This is a genomic window from Shimia thalassica, from assembly GCF_001458215.1.
Taxonomy (GTDB): Bacteria; Pseudomonadota; Alphaproteobacteria; order Rhodobacterales; family Rhodobacteraceae; genus Shimia; species Shimia thalassica.
The window spans coordinates 347,442-364,769 of the sequence record NZ_CYTW01000001.1 but is presented as its reverse complement, the minus strand read 5'-3'; the positions used below and the strand labels follow the sequence as shown (position 1 = coordinate 364,769).

Here is a 17,328-nt window from a genome sequence, read left to right as displayed (position 1 = left end):
ATCTTTTCTTCGCGCCATACCGAACGCTCAGGAGGCACAAATGGAATCCAACGGACTTGCAAGTGACCCTCTTTTTTGGGTCGTCGCAGCGGCCTCTCTAAGCGTACTGGTCATCCTCATGATCGGGATCGGCGGCTTTGCCAAAGGCGGTGAATTCAACCGCAAGCACGCCAACAGGGTCATGCGTTACCGGATTGGCGCCCAATTCGTGGCCGTGGTCTTGATCCTGCTCTTTGTCTGGTTGCGTAGCGGAGGCTGATCTGATGGTTGTTCTGAACAAAATCTACACCCGCACCGGCGACAAAGGCACAACCGCGCTTGGCAACGGCGATCGCGTGGCCAAATTTGATGCACGCGTAAATGCCTATGGCACGTCGGATGAATTGAACGCCACCGTCGGCATGGCACGCCTTTATGCGGCCGATGAGATGGATGCCCAACTCTCTGCCATCCAGAATGACCTTTTCGATCTCGGGGCAGACCTGTGTCGCCCGGAAATGGACAAGGACGCCGAATCCGAATACCCGCCGCTTCGCATGGTTGAATCACAGGTGACCCGCCTCGAAGCGGAAATCGACGCCATGAATGCAACGCTTGAACCATTGCGCAGCTTCATTCTGCCGGGCGGCTCTTCCTTGTCGGCGCACCTGCACCTCTGCCGCACGGTCGCGCGACGCGCCGAACGTCTCTCGGTCGAACTGTCGCGCTCGGAAGACGTGAACCCTCAGGTGATCATGTATTTGAACCGCCTGAGCGACTGGTTCTTTGTGGCCGCCCGCATCGCAAATGATGCAGGCAAGGCCGACGTTCTTTGGGTGCCCGGCGCGAACCGCTAACTCCGGACTGCCTTTCAAGGCATGCGCCCTATTTCTTCTCTTGGCGTCAAATATCCCGGGGGTCTGGGGGCAGAGCCCCCAAAACCTTCACTTGCCTTTGAAGACAGGTTTCTGCTTTGAAATGAACGCCATAACCGCGCTCATCGAATCTTCGGAATTGGCACACATATTTTGATATTCGCTTTCCATCAGCGAAATCTGTTCGTGGCTCTGGGTGTGCGCCGCCCGCATGATCCGCTTGGCATATCTCAAACTCAAAGGCGCGCGCTCGGCCAGTGACGCGGCCCATGTTGCCGCCTCTTCTTCAAGCGCATCATCCCCCACCACACGGTTCACCAATCCCATGTCTTCACACTCTGTGGCCGAAATATGGGTTGCTTCGGCGATTGCGGCAAAGGCACGTTTCGACCCCATGTGTTGCAACAACAACCACGTCAGCCCCCCGTCCGGTACCAGCGAGATATTGGAAAAGGGCGCAAAACAGGTCGCACTTTCCGCCATCAGGGACAGATCACAACTCAGCGCGATAGACAGCCCCACACCACCGGCAACACCGTTGATGGCAGAAATATAGATCATGTCACTTTTGGTGATGGCATCGATGATCGGCTTATAGTCGCGCACCGAAATATCGAACATGCCGTGCTTGCCGCGAAACTCGCCAAGTTCTTTCAAATCCGTTCCCGAGGTAAAAGACGATCCCGATCCGGTCAGGATCACAACGCGAATGTTATCATCATCTTCGGCCTTGGCTTGTGCCGCGCGGATTTCGGCGCGTGTTGCCGCGTTCAGGGCATTCATGGCCCGCGCGCGATTCAGACGTATGGTCGCCACGTGGCCGTCTGTTGAATAGAGTACGTTTGCCTCTTCAGTCATCGTCCCGATCTCCTCTTTCGGATTTGACCTCATCAAAGACCGGAATCCGCCCGACGGAAAGCCCAGAGATCATGCGACGTTGGGACACCTCTCCTTGCCCTAACGTCAAATTCCTGTCGTCTTCGCAACATTCTTGCAAAATTCTGGCCTCAAATCACAAAACGCGACGTCGTATGACTGTGACGTGACGATTTTGCGCTGTTTTGCGGCCGCGCAAGATTATATCACGTCGGTGAGAGCATTTGGTCGAGTCGGAGTCCCGGCTCATACACACTAAGGAGTCCAACGCCCATGAAGGTACTCGTGCCTGTCAAGCGCGTGATTGACTATAACGTGAAGGTTCGTGTGAAAGCGGACGGAAGCGGAGTTGATCTCGCTAACGTGAAAATGTCGATGAACCCGTTCGATGAGATTGCTGTCGAAGAGGCCATTCGCCTGAAAGAGGCTGGTAAAGCAGACGAAGTTGTTGCTGTTTCCATTGGCGTAAAGCAAGCTCAGGAAACACTGCGCACCGCGCTGGCCATGGGCGCAGATCGCGCGATCCTGGTTATCGCTGCAGACGACGTCCACCAGGACATCGAACCTCTGGCGGTTGCTAAAATTCTGGCAAAAGTTGTTGAAGAAGAGCAGCCCGGTATCGTTTTGGCCGGTAAGCAAGCTATCGACAACGACATGAACGCCACTGGTCAAATGCTGTCGGCCCTTCTGGGTTGGTCGCAGGGTACCTTTGCTTCCGAGCTGGACATCGATGGCGACAAAGCTGTTGTGACCCGCGAAGTTGACGGCGGTCTGCAAACTGTCAAAGTTTCGATGCCAACCATCGTGACCGTTGATCTGCGTTTGAACGAGCCACGCTATGCGTCGCTGCCAAACATCATGAAAGCCAAGAAAAAGCCGCTGGATGAAAAGACTGCTGCTGATTACGGCGTTGACGTGACACCACGTCTCGAGATCGTTTCGACAACCGAGCCTGCTGCCCGTGCCGCTGGTATCATCGTTGGTTCGGTTGACGAGCTGGTAGAGAAACTCAAAGAAGCGGGGGCTGTGTAATGGCTGTTCTTCTTCTCGCAGAAGTTAACAATGGCGAACTGGCGATGGACGCCACCGCCAAAGCTGTCACCGCTGCGAAATCGCTCGGTGAAGTGACTGTTCTGGCCGCTGGTGGTTCTGCTGCCGCAGCTGGTGAAGCCGCTGCCAAAATCGATGGCGTTGCCAAGGTTCTGGTTGCTGAAGACGACTCGCTGGGCCACCGCCTCGCAGAATCGACTGCAGCCCTGATCGTGTCGCTGGCTGATGGCTACGAACACATCGTTGCACCAGCAACAACAGACGCAAAGAACGTGATGCCTCGCGTTGCGGCTCTGCTGGACGTGATGATCGTTTCGGAAGCAACTGCTGTTGTGGACGGGTCGACCTTTGAGCGCCCCATCTATGCCGGTAACGCAATCCAGACCGTCAAATCGTCGGATGCCAAGAAAGTCATCACTTTCCGGACATCGACCTTTGACGCAGCTGGCGAAGGCGGATCGGCTTCGATCGAAACCGTTGCAGCCGCTGGAAACCCAGGCCTGTCGGAATGGGTTGAAGACAAGGTTGCTGAATCGGATCGTCCAGAGCTGACTTCAGCCGGCATCGTTGTGTCCGGTGGTCGTGGTGTTGGATCTGAAGAAGATTTCGCTCTGATCGAAACTCTGGCTGACAAACTGAATGCTGCTGTTGGTGCATCGCGCGCCGCTGTCGATTCGGGCTATGCACCGAACGACCTGCAGGTTGGTCAGACTGGTAAAGTTGTTGCTCCGGATCTCTATGTCGCTGTCGGCATCTCCGGCGCCATCCAGCACCTTGCTGGTATGAAAGACTCGAAGATCATCGTTGCGATCAACAAAGACGAAGAAGCTCCAATCTTCCAGGTTGCAGACTTTGGTCTGGTTGCTGACCTGTTCGCGGCAGTTCCCGAACTGACCGAAAAACTGGGCTAAGCCTTTTCGTCGATTTTAGGTAATCGCACTGAAAGAATAGAAAGACCCGCCACATGGCGGGTCTTTTGCTTTAGGCAAGGTATTTGACCAAACGCGTCGCAGTCTCCTCGTGAACGGCAGGTCCAAGCATACGCCGCGCCGCGACGCGCTCCATCTCGCCGCACACCATCCCCTCTTCCCTTTTCGACAGCGCAACCTCACTTGCCACCACCTCAACGATGTCGCTGACCAGAGGCCTCAGGATTTCGAGCATGTCACGTTTCACAAACACCGGATCATGCCCGACATCGTGATGGAACTGCCGATCATCGGGGCTGTGGTCGGCCATCCATAACAAAATGATCTCGCCGCCAATGATGTTCACCAGCATTTTCATCCGCGCGACCCAGGCCTGCTGCAATTCGTCCTTGAGTATCTTGAACCGGTCGGGCGCGCGTGCGGCAAGAACCCCCAACATGTGACGCGTGAAATGAAATTCCGTAAAATCCACCTCTTTGAAGACCATTTTCATCACATTGGACGCCCCGATAAACCGGTCATTGCGGCGGGGATGCACGCGATAATACCTGTTCGACAGATTCTGCGCCCCGGGCAACTGGATCACGGTTTTTCGCGACCGTTGCGCCACCTGCAAGACCGCAGGTGTAGACAGGAACACATCCACCCCCGCGTTCAAAACGCCAAAATTCACACTCGCACAGCCCGTTTCCCGCGCAATTAAATCAGGAAAAGGTTCGGGAATGAACTTTCCATAGGTTTCCGTGCCTCCAAGGAAAGCCACGAACCGGCCTTTCAGGTCCGGCTTGGGTCCCCGAAACAGCAAACGGGACTCGGCCAGTCGATACGGCAAATAGTCGAGGGAGCCGCCCCCTCTTTTTAAATAGGACATGATTACCCACCAATTTAATTCTCACCCACTGGCAGATTCGCCGAAAGCTATTTCGAAACCGCTAATGTTCCACTTTGACTCTAGTTTTCATGGCTCTACGCCCTTGCAGGTCCATGACGCAGAGGCATATGGTCAATTTCAAAGGTGCAAGAGGACCGGATCATGGAAATCAAATCAATCGGCGTGGTTGGCGCAGGCCAAATGGGGAACGGGATCGCCCATGTGATGGCTCTGGCAGGGTATGATGTCGTGCTCAACGACATCAGTCAGGACGCGCTGGACGCCGCCATCCAGCGTGTTGACAAGAACATGGCCCGACAAGTCTCGCGCGAGGCCATTAGCGAAGACGCCAAAAACGAAGCCATGGGGCGTATCAAAACCACATTGCAACTGCCGGACCTTGGACAAACCGACCTTGTGATCGAGGCCGCAACCGAACGCGAAGAAATCAAACACAAGATTTTTGATGCGCTGTTGCCCCACTTGCAACCACACACGATTCTGACATCGAACACGTCTTCCATTTCGATCACACGTCTTGCAAGCCGCACCGACCGCCCCGAACGCTTTATGGGGTTTCATTTCATGAACCCTGTGCCGCTCATGAAACTTGTCGAGTTGATCCGTGGTATTGCGACGGATGAAGCCACTTACAAAACCTGTCTTGGCATCGTGCACCGGTTGGACAAAACAGCCGCAAGTGCGGAAGATTTCCCAGCCTTTATCGTCAACCGCGTGTTGATCCCGATGATTAACGAAGCCTGCTATACCCTCTATGAAGGGGTTGGGAATGTGGCTTCAATCGATAACGCTATGAAGCTGGGCGCCAACCACCCGATGGGTCCGCTTGAACTTGCCGACTTTATCGGGTTGGACACCTGTCTGGCGATCATGAATGTTTTGCACGAAGGTCTGGCGGACACAAAATACCGCCCCTGTCCGTTGCTGACCAAATATGTAGAAGCGGGCTGGCTGGGTCGCAAAACCAAGCGCGGTTTTTACGACTATCGCGGAGAAGTGCCGCTTCCGACACGGTGATACAGGAAATCGGGAATGCGAGGCTCTGCCTCGCGCTCCGGGATATTTGAGGCCAGAAGAAGCCTCAGGGCGCCGTTTTGCCGAGATCAAGCGTATGCTGGCGCAGCCATGCCATAAATTGGCGAGGGCTTTTTTCCAGCAATTCCATCTGTTCGTCGGTTAATGGCTCACCGATAATCGGGGCTTGGGGTTTGTTGCACGAGCGCACGATTTCATGCAGCAGCAACCCCTGGCGCAGGGTTGGCGACACCTGGCTTGCAATCTGATAGGCGCGGGAGTTTGACCCGGGATAGAAGATTGGCACAACACGCGCGCCGGATTTGCGGATCATCTTCGCGGTGAAAACATTCCATTCGCGCTCAATTGCAGGTCCGAACCAACTGTCTGATGACATCACAACACCCGATGGGAACAGGGCAACGACCCCCCCATTGGCCAGATGTGACATCGCATTCGCGCGCATTTCGACCATTTTGCGTTGTGCTTCGGGGTCGTGCGGGAAGGGCACAGGGATCATGAAAGAGGTTGCCGCTTCGTCCAGTCCGGTCAGAACCGAACGTGTCAAAATGCGATAGTCTTCTCGGACCCGCCCAATCAGATCTGCAAAAATCATGCCGTCGACCATCCCGTGGGGATGGTTGGCCACGACGATGACAGGCCCTTCTTTCGGAATATTGTCGAGTTGCTCTTTGGGTGTTTGCAATTCGATGCCCATGATATTGAGAGCCCCGCGCCAGAACTTCTGGCCGCGGTATTCCGCGTTGGCGCGTTCAAACTTGTTCACCATCCGCAGGATCTTGAATTTCCCGGTGAGCCATTCAATCGTCCGGATCGCGGTTGACGTCCAGCGGTCATCAAAACTGTTGGCATAGGTGAGCGTGCGACGGTCATAGACTTCGCCTTGCTGCTGGTTCGCAGCCATTTCCGTATCAGATGTCGCCTTAGACAAAGCTTTGTTCCCGTTCCCCACCCATGTCGGGTGTCAGACGCCTTCGCCGAATTTATCAGCCACCAGCGCCTCGATTGCATCGGCCAGCGGCGTCGCATCAGGTCCTGAGGTCTCGACCTCGACCGTTGTGCCTTTTGACGCAGCCAGCATCAGCAACCCCATAATACTGTCTCCGCAAGCACTCAAGCCATCCTTGGAAACTTCTGCCGCGGCATCAAAGCCCTCGACGACCTCAACCAGCTTTGCAGAGGCACGCGCGTGCAACCCCTTTTGGTTTACGATCTTGAGGGTACGGGTCACAGTTTCAGTCATGGCATTAGTCCGTATTGATATTCTGGCTGTCGATGTATTTTCTGCCTGCATCCAATGCGGCGCGCACCGCGTCGGGCACCAACATGTGTCGGCTTTTGGCAAGTTTGATCAACATAGGAAGATTGGCACCATAAACGATCCGACGATTGTCTGGTGCGCATGCCCGCAGGCTCAGGTTGGACGGTGATCCGCCAAACATGTCGGTGACGACGACAACGCCATCTCCCTGATCCACAGAATCGGCCGCAGCACAAATTTCGGTTTGTTTGGCCGTTCTGTCATGTTCGGCCTCTATGGTGATTGCGTGAATGCCAGATTGTGATCCGACCACATGCTCAACAGCTGCCAAGTATTCCTTGGCGAGCCCACCATGTGCCACGATCACTATTCCGATCAAATCTGTCCATCCTTGTCACTTGCAGCGAATCTTGACCTTGTTGCGCGCTCGGCTTGCAGGTCCAGTTCGCGATGCCTAATTGACACCTGCCAGCCCCGAGTTGCAAGGCCTTGCGCCAAGGTTTCAGTGGCAAAAACCGATCGGTGTTGCCCTCCGGTACACCCAAAGCCTATGGAAAAATGCGCGCGCCCCTCTGCGACATACGCGGGCAGCAACATATCCAGCATTTCATGCAACTTGGTCACGAAAGGCGCGAACCTTTCGTCCGACCCGACATAGGCGCCAACCCGTGGATCGGTGCCATTCAATTTGCGCAGTGACGGCTCCCAATAGGGATTGCGCAAAAACCGGCAGTCAAACACCGTGTCCACCCCCATGGGCAAGCCACGTTTGTAGCTGAAGGACTGGATCGTCAGTGCAAGCCGCGGCGCGCCCTCGGACACAAACCAGCGTTCAATTTCGGCACGCAGGGCATGGGGCGACAGTTCGCTGGTGTCGATCAGGATATCCGCCTGCGCCTTGATCGGCTCTAACAGGTCTAGCTCGCGCTGAATGCCCTCCATCGGGCTTTCCGCGGGCGCCAGCGGATGGCGGCGCCGTGTTTCGCTGTAACGACGCTGCAGCACCTGAGGCTGGCAATCCAGATACAACAATTCCGGCGCAATCCCCGGTGTGCGATGCAACATGTCCATCGCCGAGATCAACGCCGATTGCGAAAAATCCCGGTTACGCACGTCCACGCCCAACGCCAAGGGGCGGCTAAGACGCGGGACCGTCATCAAGCTTTCCAATAGGCCCAGAGGCAGGTTATCGATCGTTTCATAGCCGGCATCTTCCAATGCCTTGATCGCGGTGGACCGCCCTGCCCCCGAGGGACCGGTGACCAACACCAATCTTTGCACTTTGGATGCGTTTTCCGGCATCTTTTCAGGCCTCTCTGCCATGCGCGAGGAGTTGCAGTATCGCTGGTGCAAAATGTGGCTCTGAAACACCCCGAAGCAAGGGGACGGATTGACCCAGCAACATCGTCTCGTGCCGTTCGGGCAGCCGGTCTTTTTCCAGCTCATCCAGATCGACAACCAGCGCCAAAGGTGTGGGCCCGGCCGGAACCGCGCGCAAAATCCCGACACCACGTGCCTCTATCAATCCCCTGAGCCTGTCGGGGGCATCCACCATAAGCGATGTGTGTCCCTGCCACAGCTGCGTGCGATCATCCGCGACCAGAACGCCACCTAATGCAATAAGTTGCAACGCAAGCGTCGATTTTCCGGTGCCAGAACACCCCTGAATGAGAACCGCCTTGCCGTGGCACGCGACGCTTGTCGCGTGCAGCAATTGCATACCGTCAGAGTGTAAATCAGACAGCGATTGCCCCTGTTCCATGGATCAAACCGGAAGCCCAACCACAAAGCGGGCGCCCAAAGGCTCGGATGTGATATCGGCATCTGTCGGGCGGATGTTTTCTGCCCAGATGACGCCGCCATGCGCTTCGACAATTTGCTTCGAAATCGCAAGACCAAGACCAGAGTTATTGCCGAACTGCTCTTCTGGACGCTGGGAATAGAACCGGTTGAAAATCTTGTTCAATGCCTGATCCGGAATACCGGGGCCGGTGTCTTCGACAACAACCAGCACGCGGTTCTCGCGACGTCGCGCCCAGATGCGAATGGCATCACCGTCTTCACAAAAGCTGATTGCGTTGGTGATCAGGTTGACGAACACCTGCGCAAGACGCGCTTCGAGACCTCGAATTTCGATCGGATTCTCTGGCAAATCGGTGATAAAGTCGATCCCCTTGCTGCCTGCGTCTTCTCCCAAATACTGGGCGATATTGTTCAGCATGTTCAGAAGGTTGAACAACTCTTCCTCTTCCTTGACCAATTCACTGTCAAGGCGGGACGCGTTCGAGATATCGCTGACCAAGCGGTCGAGGCGACGCACATCGTGATCAATCACATCCAAGAGCTTTTCGCGATGCTCTTCCTTTTTCACCATGCGCAACGAGCCCACCGCAGACCGGAGGCTGGCCAAGGGGTTCTTGATTTCGTGAGCCACATCGGCGGCGAATTGTTCGTTGCCGTCAATCCGGTCGTACAAAGCAGAAACCATACCGCGCAGCGCCCCCGACAAGCGCCCGATCTCGTCGGGACGGGCCGTCAAATCAGGGATACGCACACGTCCAGGGTTCACTGTCCGGGCGCTGTTGTTGTCTCGACCAATCTCGGCCGCCGCTGCCAAATCCGAAAGAGGGTTCGAAATCGTCGAGGCCAGAACCATCGACAGCCCGATAGAGACCACCGTTGCAATCAGGAACATTTGCAGGACGCGTTCACGTTCACTGCGCACCCATTGATCCAGTTCACCTGCGGCACTTGTCAGAACCACGGTGCCGACAACAGTTCCGTTGTGTTCCAGCGGCACGCCCGCGGCAAAAACAGTGCTGTTTTCAGGGCCCTTGATGGTGGTCAGAATTTCGCCTTCTGACCCGATCTGGTCAACAAGGCCTGTGGCCTGTTCAACCACACTGGGCAAATCATAGATAACAGCGCTTTCTTCACCGGCGACCAGACCCCAAAGCCAGTTCAACGCACTGGTAAACGGGGTGCCCTGTGGCCGTTCGGAAAACGCCTCTGCGGCTTCATTCGTTTCGGTGCCCTGTGCCGTCCCGACAAGAGACTTGCCACCATCGAAAAGATAAACATGTGTCCCCTGCCGCAATGGCAAAAGATCGAGGGTCTGCTCGACATCGACACCATCACCGGTCGCAAGGTTAACGGGCGCACCTGTTGGCATCTGGGCCACAAATGCACCAGAAATCAAACGCGCCTCGGACATCAAGCCACCAGCGCGCTGCACCGCAAGGCTATCGCGGGCCGAATTCAAAAATAGAATGCCAATCACCAGAACGCCCAAGGCGATCAGGTTGAATGTAATAATTTTTCGGGTCAGCGGAGATTTACTCAACGGCAAAAGGCGCCGACGCTCTCTGCGTCCGCGCATCTCGCTCTCGACGTTGGCTTCGGGGGCGACCCAGTCGTCCCCCAATACAACATCTCCATCCCGCCCTTGTGCCACCTCGCGCACGTTAATCCTTTCGGCAAGAGCCATTATCAGCGCTTATTCTTCGTTGTATCTATAGCCGATCCCATAGAGCGTCTCAATTGCCGAGAACTCTGGATCTGCTGTGCGCATCTTCTTGCGCAAACGCTTGATGTGGCTGTCAATTGTACGGTCGTCGACGTAAACCTGATCGTCGTAAGCAACGTCCATAAGCTGGTCACGGCTTTTCACGAAACCCGGACGCTGTGCCAGCGCCTGCAAAAGCAGGAACTCAGTCACAGTCAGCGTCACGTCGGCGCCTTTCCAGCTTACTGAATGGCGCAGGGGGTCCATGATCAGTTCGCCACGGTTCATAACCTTGGTTTCTTCTGTATCCGCAACGATTTCGCCATCAAAGGCTTCCTGACGGCGCAACAGTGCCCGGATACGTTCGACCAAAAGACGCTGTGAAAACGGTTTTTTCACATAGTCATCAGCCCCCATACGAAGGCCAAGCACTTCGTCGATTTCGTCATCTTTCGATGTCAGGAAGATCACCGGCATCTGCGTTTTCTGGCGCAGGCGCTGCAATAGATCCATCCCGTCCATGCGTGGCATCTTAATGTCCAGCACGGCCATATCGGGGAGGTTTTTGTTAAATGCGTCCAGCGCTTGCTGGCCATCATTATAAGTTTCGACTTCAAACCCCTCTGCCTCGAGGGTCATGGACACAGATGTCAGGATGTTCCTGTCATCGTCCACCAAAGCGATTTTCGACATTGGGAGGTCCCTTTACTACTCGTTTTTATTGCCTGTTTTTTCCGCCAGTATGCCCCTTGGTCATGACTTTTAGCAATCCCAAAACGCGAATCAGGCCGTAAACCCCGCTTATTTCAACCAGTTTTCCCTTACCAATGGCTAAAATGACTCACCTATTTGGGCGGTTTTTGACCGATCTGCCTGTTGGTGGCGTTAACATACACTTGGTTGCGCTAACTGCGATAAAGCGTCCTGTTCAATCAGCAAATCCTCATGCTATGACCCCGCCACCGGGCATTTTGCCTGATGAAAGACAGTGGCCTCATTCGGTCGCAAAATCTAGCACCGCCGCCTCGTACGAGCCGGCTACAGGAGTTTGACTATGACATTTGGACGGGTAAACCCGCAATTCCGCCTCGAAGATCAAGGGATCGATGGGCTGGGTAATGTCTATTATAACCTCATGGAGCCCGCGCTGATTGAAGCCGCGCTCAAACGAGACGAAGGCACGCTTGGCAACGGCGGCGCATTTCTCGTTTCGACAGGCAAATTTACCGGCCGCTCTCCCAAAGACAAACACGTCGTGAAAACCGACAGTGTTGCGGATAGCATCTGGTGGGAAAACAACGCCGCGATGTCCCCCGAAGGTTTTGACAACCTCTATGCCGACATGGTCGAGCATATGAAGGGCGGCGACTATTTTGTTCAGGACCTCATCGGTGGCGCTGATCCCAAGCACTCTATCAATGTGCGTATGGTGACAGAGCTGGCTTGGCATGGCCTGTTCATCCGCCACATGCTGCGTCGTCCCGACCGTGACGACCTCAACGACTTCCTGGCTGACTTCACCGTCATCAACTGCCCATCGTTCCAAGCGAACCCAGAGCGTCACAACTGTCGTTCGGAAACCGTGATCGCGATGAACTTTGACAAGAAGCTGATCCTGATCGGCGGCACCGAGTATGCTGGCGAAAACAAGAAATCTGTTTTCACCCTGCTGAACTACCTGCTGCCTGAAAAGGGCATCATGCCGATGCACTGCTCGGCCAACCACGCCAATGACAACCCTGTCGACACTGCCGTGTTCTTCGGATTGTCCGGCACGGGTAAAACCACGCTGTCTGCTGACCCTGACCGCACTCTGATCGGGGATGACGAACATGGCTGGTCCGACAACGGCACCTTCAACTTCGAAGGCGGTTGCTATGCCAAAACCATCAGCCTGAACCCTGAAGCCGAGCCAGAGATCTATGCGACCACGTCGAAATTCGGCACAGTGATCGAAAACATGGTCTATGACGAAGAGACCAAAGAACTCGACTTCGAAGATGACAGCCTGACCGCCAACATGCGTTGCGCCTACCCGCTGAACTACATCTCGAATGCGTCGGACTCTGCGATCGGTGGCCACCCCAAAAACATCATCATGCTGACATGTGATGCGTTTGGTGTTCTGCCTCCAATCGCGCGCCTGACACCTGCTCAGGCCATGTATCACTTCCTGTCCGGCTTCACCTCGAAAGTGGCCGGCACAGAGCGCGGCGTGACCGAGCCCGAGCCCACATTCTCGACCTGCTTTGGCGCCCCCTTCATGCCACGTCGCCCAGAAGCCTACGGTAACCTGCTGCGTGAAAAGATCGCCCAGCACGGCGCAACCTGCTGGTTGGTCAACACCGGTTGGACCGGCGGCGCGTATGGCACAGGTTCGCGTATGCCGATCCGTGCGACACGCGCTCTGCTGACCGCCGCTCTGGAAGGCACCCTGAACGAAGTTGAATTCCGCAAGGATCCCAACTTTGGCTTTGAAGTTCCTGTAAACGTCCCAGGTGTGGCCGAGGTTCTGCTGGACCCGCGCCGGACATGGGATGACGGCGACGCTTATGATCGTCAGGCTGCAAAACTGGTTGATATGTTCTCGAACAACTTCGAACAGTACCTGCCCTATATCGATGCTGACGTGAAAGCTGCTGCAATCGGTTAAGCGGCACTTCCGCCGAAAAAGACAAAAGCCCCGGATCGCTGATCCGGGGCTTTTTCCTTACATAACAAATCGTTGCAACATTTTCACAGGCATCAGGAAACCAGTGATTGCCGCTGTTGTTGCCGCAACAAAACAGCCAGCGCAGCTGCCCCGACTTTGGAACGCGTGCTGTCTGCACGGCCATTCACAATCACCGGCACGCGCGCGCCCAAAAGCACACCGGCGATTTCAGCCCCTGCAAAATGCATCAACTGTTTGGCAATGACATTGCCGGCCTCAAGCCCGGGCGCGACAAGAATATCTGCCTCTCCCGCCACGTCGGGGCGACCGGAAAATGCCTTGGCAACGGTCTTGGAAATCGCCGTATCAAAGGCCATTGGCCCGTCCAGAACACCACCCGAAATCTGGCCGCGCTGTGCCATTTTGCACAAAGCGGCAGCGTCCAGAGTTGCGGAAACCGTCGAGGTGATCTCTTCAAAGGCGGACAAAATCGCCACCTTCGGGGTTTCTACATTCAAGGCCCGCGCAAGTGTTAGCGCATTCTCGATGATGTCCCGCTTTGTCTCGAGCGTTGGCTTTGTGTTCAACAACCCGTCTGTCACGATCAGCGGCTTTGGATAGCCCGGAACATCCAAAGCAAACGCGTGACTCATTGAAACCGCTGTGGACAGGGCCGGTGTGATCCCTTTGACCAATGCCCGAATACGTGCGGTGCCCTCATCCAGTGCATCGACCTCGCCCGCGGCGACCATTTCAACGGCTCGCTGGATCGCGTCCTTGACCGAAGCTGCATTTACAATTGTCGCGCCTGTCAGATCCACTCCGATTTCGTCGGCCACATCGCGGATGTCTTCTTCGGGACCAATCAGGGTCGGCAGGGTCAACCCCTGTCGAAAGGCATCCATCGCGCCATTCAGGGACCGTGGCGTCGTGGGGCAGATCACGGCAATCCGAATCGTCGACGCCGCCTGCGCCGCAGCCAGCAAACTGCTATAGGCCGCACCGTGGTGATGAAGATGCACATCCGGCAAATGCGCACGTTGCCGGCGAATTTTCTTCGAGGGCGCGATCACTTCCGCCTCCCCCTTGATCACGGCTTTGTCCTCGTCGTTCAAACAGGCACAGCCCAATTTGATCCGCGAGGTTTCGGCGTCCTTTTCAAGAACGGTCACCACCACCCGAATGCGGTCTCCCAGACCGACGGGGCGGCGAAAGCTGAGCGATTGGTTGAGGTAGATGGTCCCCGGTCCGGGCAATTGCGTGCCCAACACAGCCGAAATCAACGCGCCCCCCCACATGCCATGGGCGATCACCTTGTGAAAAATGTCGTCACGCGCGAATTCGGCATCCAGATGCGCCGGGTTCACATCCCCCGACATGATCGCAAACAGATCAATGTCACGCGCGGTCAGGACACGCACCATTTCGGCGGTGTCTCCGACACTGATCTCGTCAAAGGTTCGGTTTTCGATATACTGCATGGCTCAGGACATCACGTGATAGCCGCCATCGACGAACATGATGTTTCCGGTCATGGCGCTGGATTGTTCCGACAACAGACAAAGGGCTGCCTGCCCAACTTCCTCGATGGTCACCAGTCTGCACAAAGGCGCGCGGTTTTCGGCGTGGTGGGCAAGATCGTCAAAGTGATCAATCCCGCTGGCCGCACGAGTCATAAGCGGGCCGGGCGAAATTGCATTGACGCGAATACCCACCGGTCCCAGCTCTGCCGCCATATAGCGGGTCAACGACTCAAGCGCAGCTTTGACCGGCCCCATGACGTTATAATGATCCACCACTTTTTCGGCGCCATAATAACTCACGGTGAGCAGACTGCCCCCGTCTTTCATCAACGGTTCGGCAAGGCGGGCAAGACGCGCAAAGGAATGGACCGAAATATCCATCGCCTGCGAGAACCCTTCCCGAGAGCTGTCTGTAACCCGACCGTGCAGATCCTGTTGCGGACAAAAGGCAATGGAATGCAGCACAAAATCCAAGCCACCCCATTCTTCTTTGATGGCGTCAAAAGTGGCCTCCATCTGGGCGTCATTAGTGACATCCAGGGGCAGCAACATTTTCGCGCCCGTTGCCTCGGCAACTGGTGCGACAAACCGCTTGGCCTTGTCCGACAGATACGTTAGCGCAAGGTCGGCGCCCGCATTGGCCAGAACCGTGGCACATCCTGCAGCGATCGATTGATCATTGGCAACGCCGACAATCAGGCCGCGTTTACCTTTCAGAAATTCACTTTTTGGAAACATGGGTCACTCCATCATGACATAGGTGCCGGGCGCATCGCAGAGCGCTTTGCCCATTTTTGGCGGCACAATTTCTTCGCCCTGTTGCTGCGCGTCCAGCCAAGCCACCCACTCGGGCCACCAGGACCCGTCTTTGTGCTCGGCAATGTCCTGCCAATGGTCTGGCGACAAATACTGGTCCTCGTCTTTGCTCGAGTGCACCATATAGTGACGCCTTGGATGCCCGGGTTCACTCACGACACCCGCATTGTGCCCCCCGTTCGTCAGAACAAACGTGACCGGAGAATGCGTCAGCTGTTCGACTTTATAGGCCGACTTCCACGGGGCAACGTGGTCGGTTTCCGTTCCAACCGAGAAGATGGGAAGGCGAATGTCATAGGGGGTCACGGTGTTGTCCCCGACCATGAATTTGCCTTCCGCAAAGTCGTTGTTCAGAAACAGCTTGCGCAGGTATTCGGAATGCATCCGGTACGGCATGCGCGTCGTGTCCGCATTCCACGACATCAAATCGTTGAACCGTGGTTTTTCCCCCATAAGGTATTCATGCTGGATACGTGACCAAACCAGATCCGAAGACCGCAGCAACTGAAAGGCGCCAGACATCTGGGTTGCGTCCAGATAACCGGTTTTCCACATCATATCTTCGAGGAAGGACACCTGACTTTCGTTGATAAACAACATCAATTCGCCGGCTTCGGTAAAATCGATCTGGGCGGCAAACAAAGTCATCGAGGCCAAACGTTCATCGCCATCGCGCGCCATTGCGGCGGCTGTCACACTGAGCAAAGTGCCCCCTAGGCAATAGCCTGCGGCGTGGATGCGGCTTGATCCGGTGATTTTTTGCACTTCGTCAATCGCGGCCAGCGGTCCCATACGGCGATAATCGTCAAATCCCAGCTTGGCGTCTTCTGCACCCGGATTGCGCCACGAGATCATGAACACGGTATACCCCTGCTCGGTCAGGTATTTGACCATCGAATTTTCGGGGCTGAGATCAAGGATATAGTATTTCATGATCCACGCCGGCACGATCAGAACCGGTTCGGGGCACACCTTGTCCGTGGTCGGTTCGTATTGGATCAGCTCGATAAGGTGATTGCGGAACACCACCTTGCCCGGCGTAACCGCAAGGTTTTCCCCGACCTTATAGCCGGAGTCAGCGCCGAACCGTTCATGCAGAACGGTATGTTTCATGTCATCGATATAGTTTTGATACCCGCGCATGATATTGGCGCCGTTCTCTTCAACCGTCTTTTCGATGATCTCGGGATTGGTCATCGGAAAATTGGCGGGCGACATGGCATCCAGAACCTGACGGGCGGCAAACCCAACGGCTTTTTCGTTCGCCGCGCTCACACCATGAATGCCCGTGGTTGCTTCTTCCCACCATTGTTGCGCCAGAAGAAACCCCTGTTTATAGGCCCCAAACGGCTTGGCATCCCAATCCGGATGCCGGAAACGGCGATCACGCTTGCCCGATTGCAGACAGGGTTTGTCCCCCTGCGACATCGCACATCGCATGAGATAGCTTTGAAACTCTGCGAACTTCTCAACGGCGCTCACGCCAAGCTCTGCCTGTTTCCCCGGCGATGCCGCAAGGTGCAGCGCCCAATCCGCATAGACTTGGCCCAAGGCGGCAGGCGACAGCCCTCCGGTCAAGGAACTCAGCGCGGCATGGGCCGCCGTATCGATGGTTTCGGCAACATCCGCCATGGCATCATGGCCGGTGCGGGCCTTGGGATTGGTATGGGTTTTTACAGGTCTTTTTGTCATCGAACTTTTCCAGCTCAGGTTGCGAACAGATCGCGCAGGTAAAATGCTGCACCTGCAAACAGCTTATAAGCCCATGTAAGTAGAGTTTTTATGACGTGACATGCGTCAGAGTAACCAGCATGACGGGATTGCACGCAACGCATAGGGTTTGCCCGCATAAAAGGCACAAATACGCCGACTGTCTCAACAGACAGCGCCGCGCAAAGGCAAAAGACCCTCAAAATGTTCGAGAACTGGCGCTC

General features: G+C 55.6%; 18 protein-coding genes. 6 read left to right on the top strand and 12 right to left on the bottom strand.

Going from position 1 to position 17,328, the window contains the following annotated elements:
* Positions 1-40: 40 nt before the first annotated feature.
* Both PH7735_RS01630 and PH7735_RS01625 read left to right on the top strand, forming a co-directional pair.
* Positions 41-259 (top strand): twin transmembrane helix small protein, encoded by a 219-nt coding sequence (locus PH7735_RS01630; protein WP_058309594.1) that lies wholly within the window; start codon positions 41-43, stop codon positions 257-259.
* Positions 260-263: 4 nt separating this feature from the next.
* Positions 264-836, top strand: a complete 573-nt coding sequence (locus tag PH7735_RS01625) for a cob(I)yrinic acid a,c-diamide adenosyltransferase (protein WP_058309593.1) — start codon at positions 264-266, stop codon at positions 834-836.
* A gap of 87 nt (positions 837-923) precedes the next feature.
* Here PH7735_RS01625 and PH7735_RS01620 read toward each other — a convergent pair whose 3' ends face one another.
* Complete coding sequence (locus tag PH7735_RS01620; protein WP_058309592.1) at positions 924-1,712, bottom strand: enoyl-CoA hydratase/isomerase family protein; 789 nt, start codon at positions 1,710-1,712, stop codon at positions 924-926.
* A gap of 291 nt (positions 1,713-2,003) precedes the next feature.
* Between PH7735_RS01620 and PH7735_RS01615 the strand changes: the two genes are divergently transcribed.
* Both PH7735_RS01615 and PH7735_RS01610 read left to right on the top strand, forming a co-directional pair.
* Positions 2,004-2,762 (top strand): electron transfer flavoprotein subunit beta/FixA family protein, encoded by a 759-nt coding sequence (locus PH7735_RS01615; RefSeq protein WP_058309591.1) that lies wholly within the window; start codon positions 2,004-2,006, stop codon positions 2,760-2,762.
* Positions 2,762-3,691, top strand: coding sequence for an electron transfer flavoprotein subunit alpha/FixB family protein (locus tag PH7735_RS01610; RefSeq protein ID WP_058309590.1), 930 nt, complete (start codon positions 2,762-2,764; stop codon positions 3,689-3,691). Before PH7735_RS01615 ends, PH7735_RS01610 begins: the two co-directional genes overlap by 1 nt.
* A gap of 70 nt (positions 3,692-3,761) precedes the next feature.
* Here the strand turns inward: PH7735_RS01610 and PH7735_RS01605 are convergent, their stop codons facing one another.
* The gene (locus PH7735_RS01605) at positions 3,762-4,580 is read right to left on the bottom strand and encodes a DUF6473 family protein (protein ID WP_058309589.1); all 819 of its coding nucleotides are present in this window, start codon (positions 4,578-4,580) and stop codon (positions 3,762-3,764) included.
* A 162-nt stretch (positions 4,581-4,742) separates the two neighbouring features.
* Between PH7735_RS01605 and PH7735_RS01600 the strand changes: the two genes are divergently transcribed.
* A complete protein-coding gene (locus PH7735_RS01600) occupies positions 4,743-5,618 on the top strand; it encodes a 3-hydroxybutyryl-CoA dehydrogenase (protein ID WP_058309588.1) in 876 nt (291 codons plus the stop codon).
* 64 nt (positions 5,619-5,682) lie between these two features.
* On the opposite strand, the gene PH7735_RS01595 is transcribed toward PH7735_RS01600, so the two are convergent.
* The 7 genes from PH7735_RS01595 to PH7735_RS01565 are packed head-to-tail and all read right to left on the bottom strand — an operon-like array spanning position 5,683 to position 11,095.
* Positions 5,683-6,540, bottom strand: a complete 858-nt coding sequence (locus tag PH7735_RS01595; protein ID WP_058309587.1) for a lysophospholipid acyltransferase family protein — start codon at positions 6,538-6,540, stop codon at positions 5,683-5,685.
* A 60-nt stretch (positions 6,541-6,600) separates the two neighbouring features.
* Positions 6,601-6,879, bottom strand: coding sequence for an HPr family phosphocarrier protein (locus tag PH7735_RS01590; protein ID WP_058309586.1), 279 nt, complete (start codon positions 6,877-6,879; stop codon positions 6,601-6,603).
* A gap of 4 nt (positions 6,880-6,883) precedes the next feature.
* Entirely contained in the window at positions 6,884-7,276 is a 393-nt protein-coding gene (locus PH7735_RS01585; RefSeq protein ID WP_058309585.1) for a PTS sugar transporter subunit IIA, read from the bottom strand.
* Positions 7,273-8,199, bottom strand: a complete 927-nt coding sequence (gene rapZ, locus PH7735_RS01580; RefSeq protein WP_058309584.1) for an RNase adapter RapZ — start codon at positions 8,197-8,199, stop codon at positions 7,273-7,275. The genes PH7735_RS01585 and rapZ overlap by 4 nt, the downstream gene beginning before the upstream one ends.
* A gap of 4 nt (positions 8,200-8,203) precedes the next feature.
* A complete protein-coding gene (locus tag PH7735_RS01575; RefSeq protein WP_082645102.1) occupies positions 8,204-8,659 on the bottom strand; it encodes an HPr kinase/phosphorylase in 456 nt (151 codons plus the stop codon).
* 3 nt (positions 8,660-8,662) lie between these two features.
* Positions 8,663-10,384 carry a sensor histidine kinase gene (locus PH7735_RS01570; RefSeq protein WP_058309582.1) on the bottom strand — a complete coding sequence of 574 codons (1,722 nt, stop codon included), beginning with the start codon at positions 10,382-10,384 and terminating at the stop codon, positions 8,663-8,665.
* A gap of 9 nt (positions 10,385-10,393) precedes the next feature.
* A complete protein-coding gene (locus tag PH7735_RS01565) occupies positions 10,394-11,095 on the bottom strand; it encodes a response regulator transcription factor (RefSeq protein ID WP_058309581.1) in 702 nt (233 codons plus the stop codon).
* Between the two features lie 361 nt (positions 11,096-11,456).
* Here PH7735_RS01565 and PH7735_RS01560 point away from each other — a divergent pair, with 361 nt between their 5' ends.
* A complete protein-coding gene (locus tag PH7735_RS01560; RefSeq protein ID WP_058309580.1) occupies positions 11,457-13,055 on the top strand; it encodes a phosphoenolpyruvate carboxykinase in 1,599 nt (532 codons plus the stop codon).
* Between the two features lie 92 nt (positions 13,056-13,147).
* On the opposite strand, the gene PH7735_RS01555 is transcribed toward PH7735_RS01560, so the two are convergent.
* The 3 genes from PH7735_RS01555 to PH7735_RS01545 are packed head-to-tail and all read right to left on the bottom strand — an operon-like array spanning position 13,148 to position 17,086.
* Positions 13,148-14,536 (bottom strand): bifunctional enoyl-CoA hydratase/phosphate acetyltransferase, encoded by a 1,389-nt coding sequence (locus PH7735_RS01555; protein WP_058309579.1) that lies wholly within the window; start codon positions 14,534-14,536, stop codon positions 13,148-13,150.
* A gap of 3 nt (positions 14,537-14,539) precedes the next feature.
* On the bottom strand, positions 14,540-15,316 hold the full coding sequence (gene fabI, locus PH7735_RS01550; RefSeq protein WP_058309578.1) for an enoyl-ACP reductase FabI: 777 nt from the start codon (positions 15,314-15,316) through the stop codon (positions 14,540-14,542).
* 3 nt (positions 15,317-15,319) lie between these two features.
* A complete protein-coding gene (locus tag PH7735_RS01545) occupies positions 15,320-17,086 on the bottom strand; it encodes a PHA/PHB synthase family protein (protein WP_233488256.1) in 1,767 nt (588 codons plus the stop codon).
* Positions 17,087-17,328: the final 242 nt, after the last annotated feature.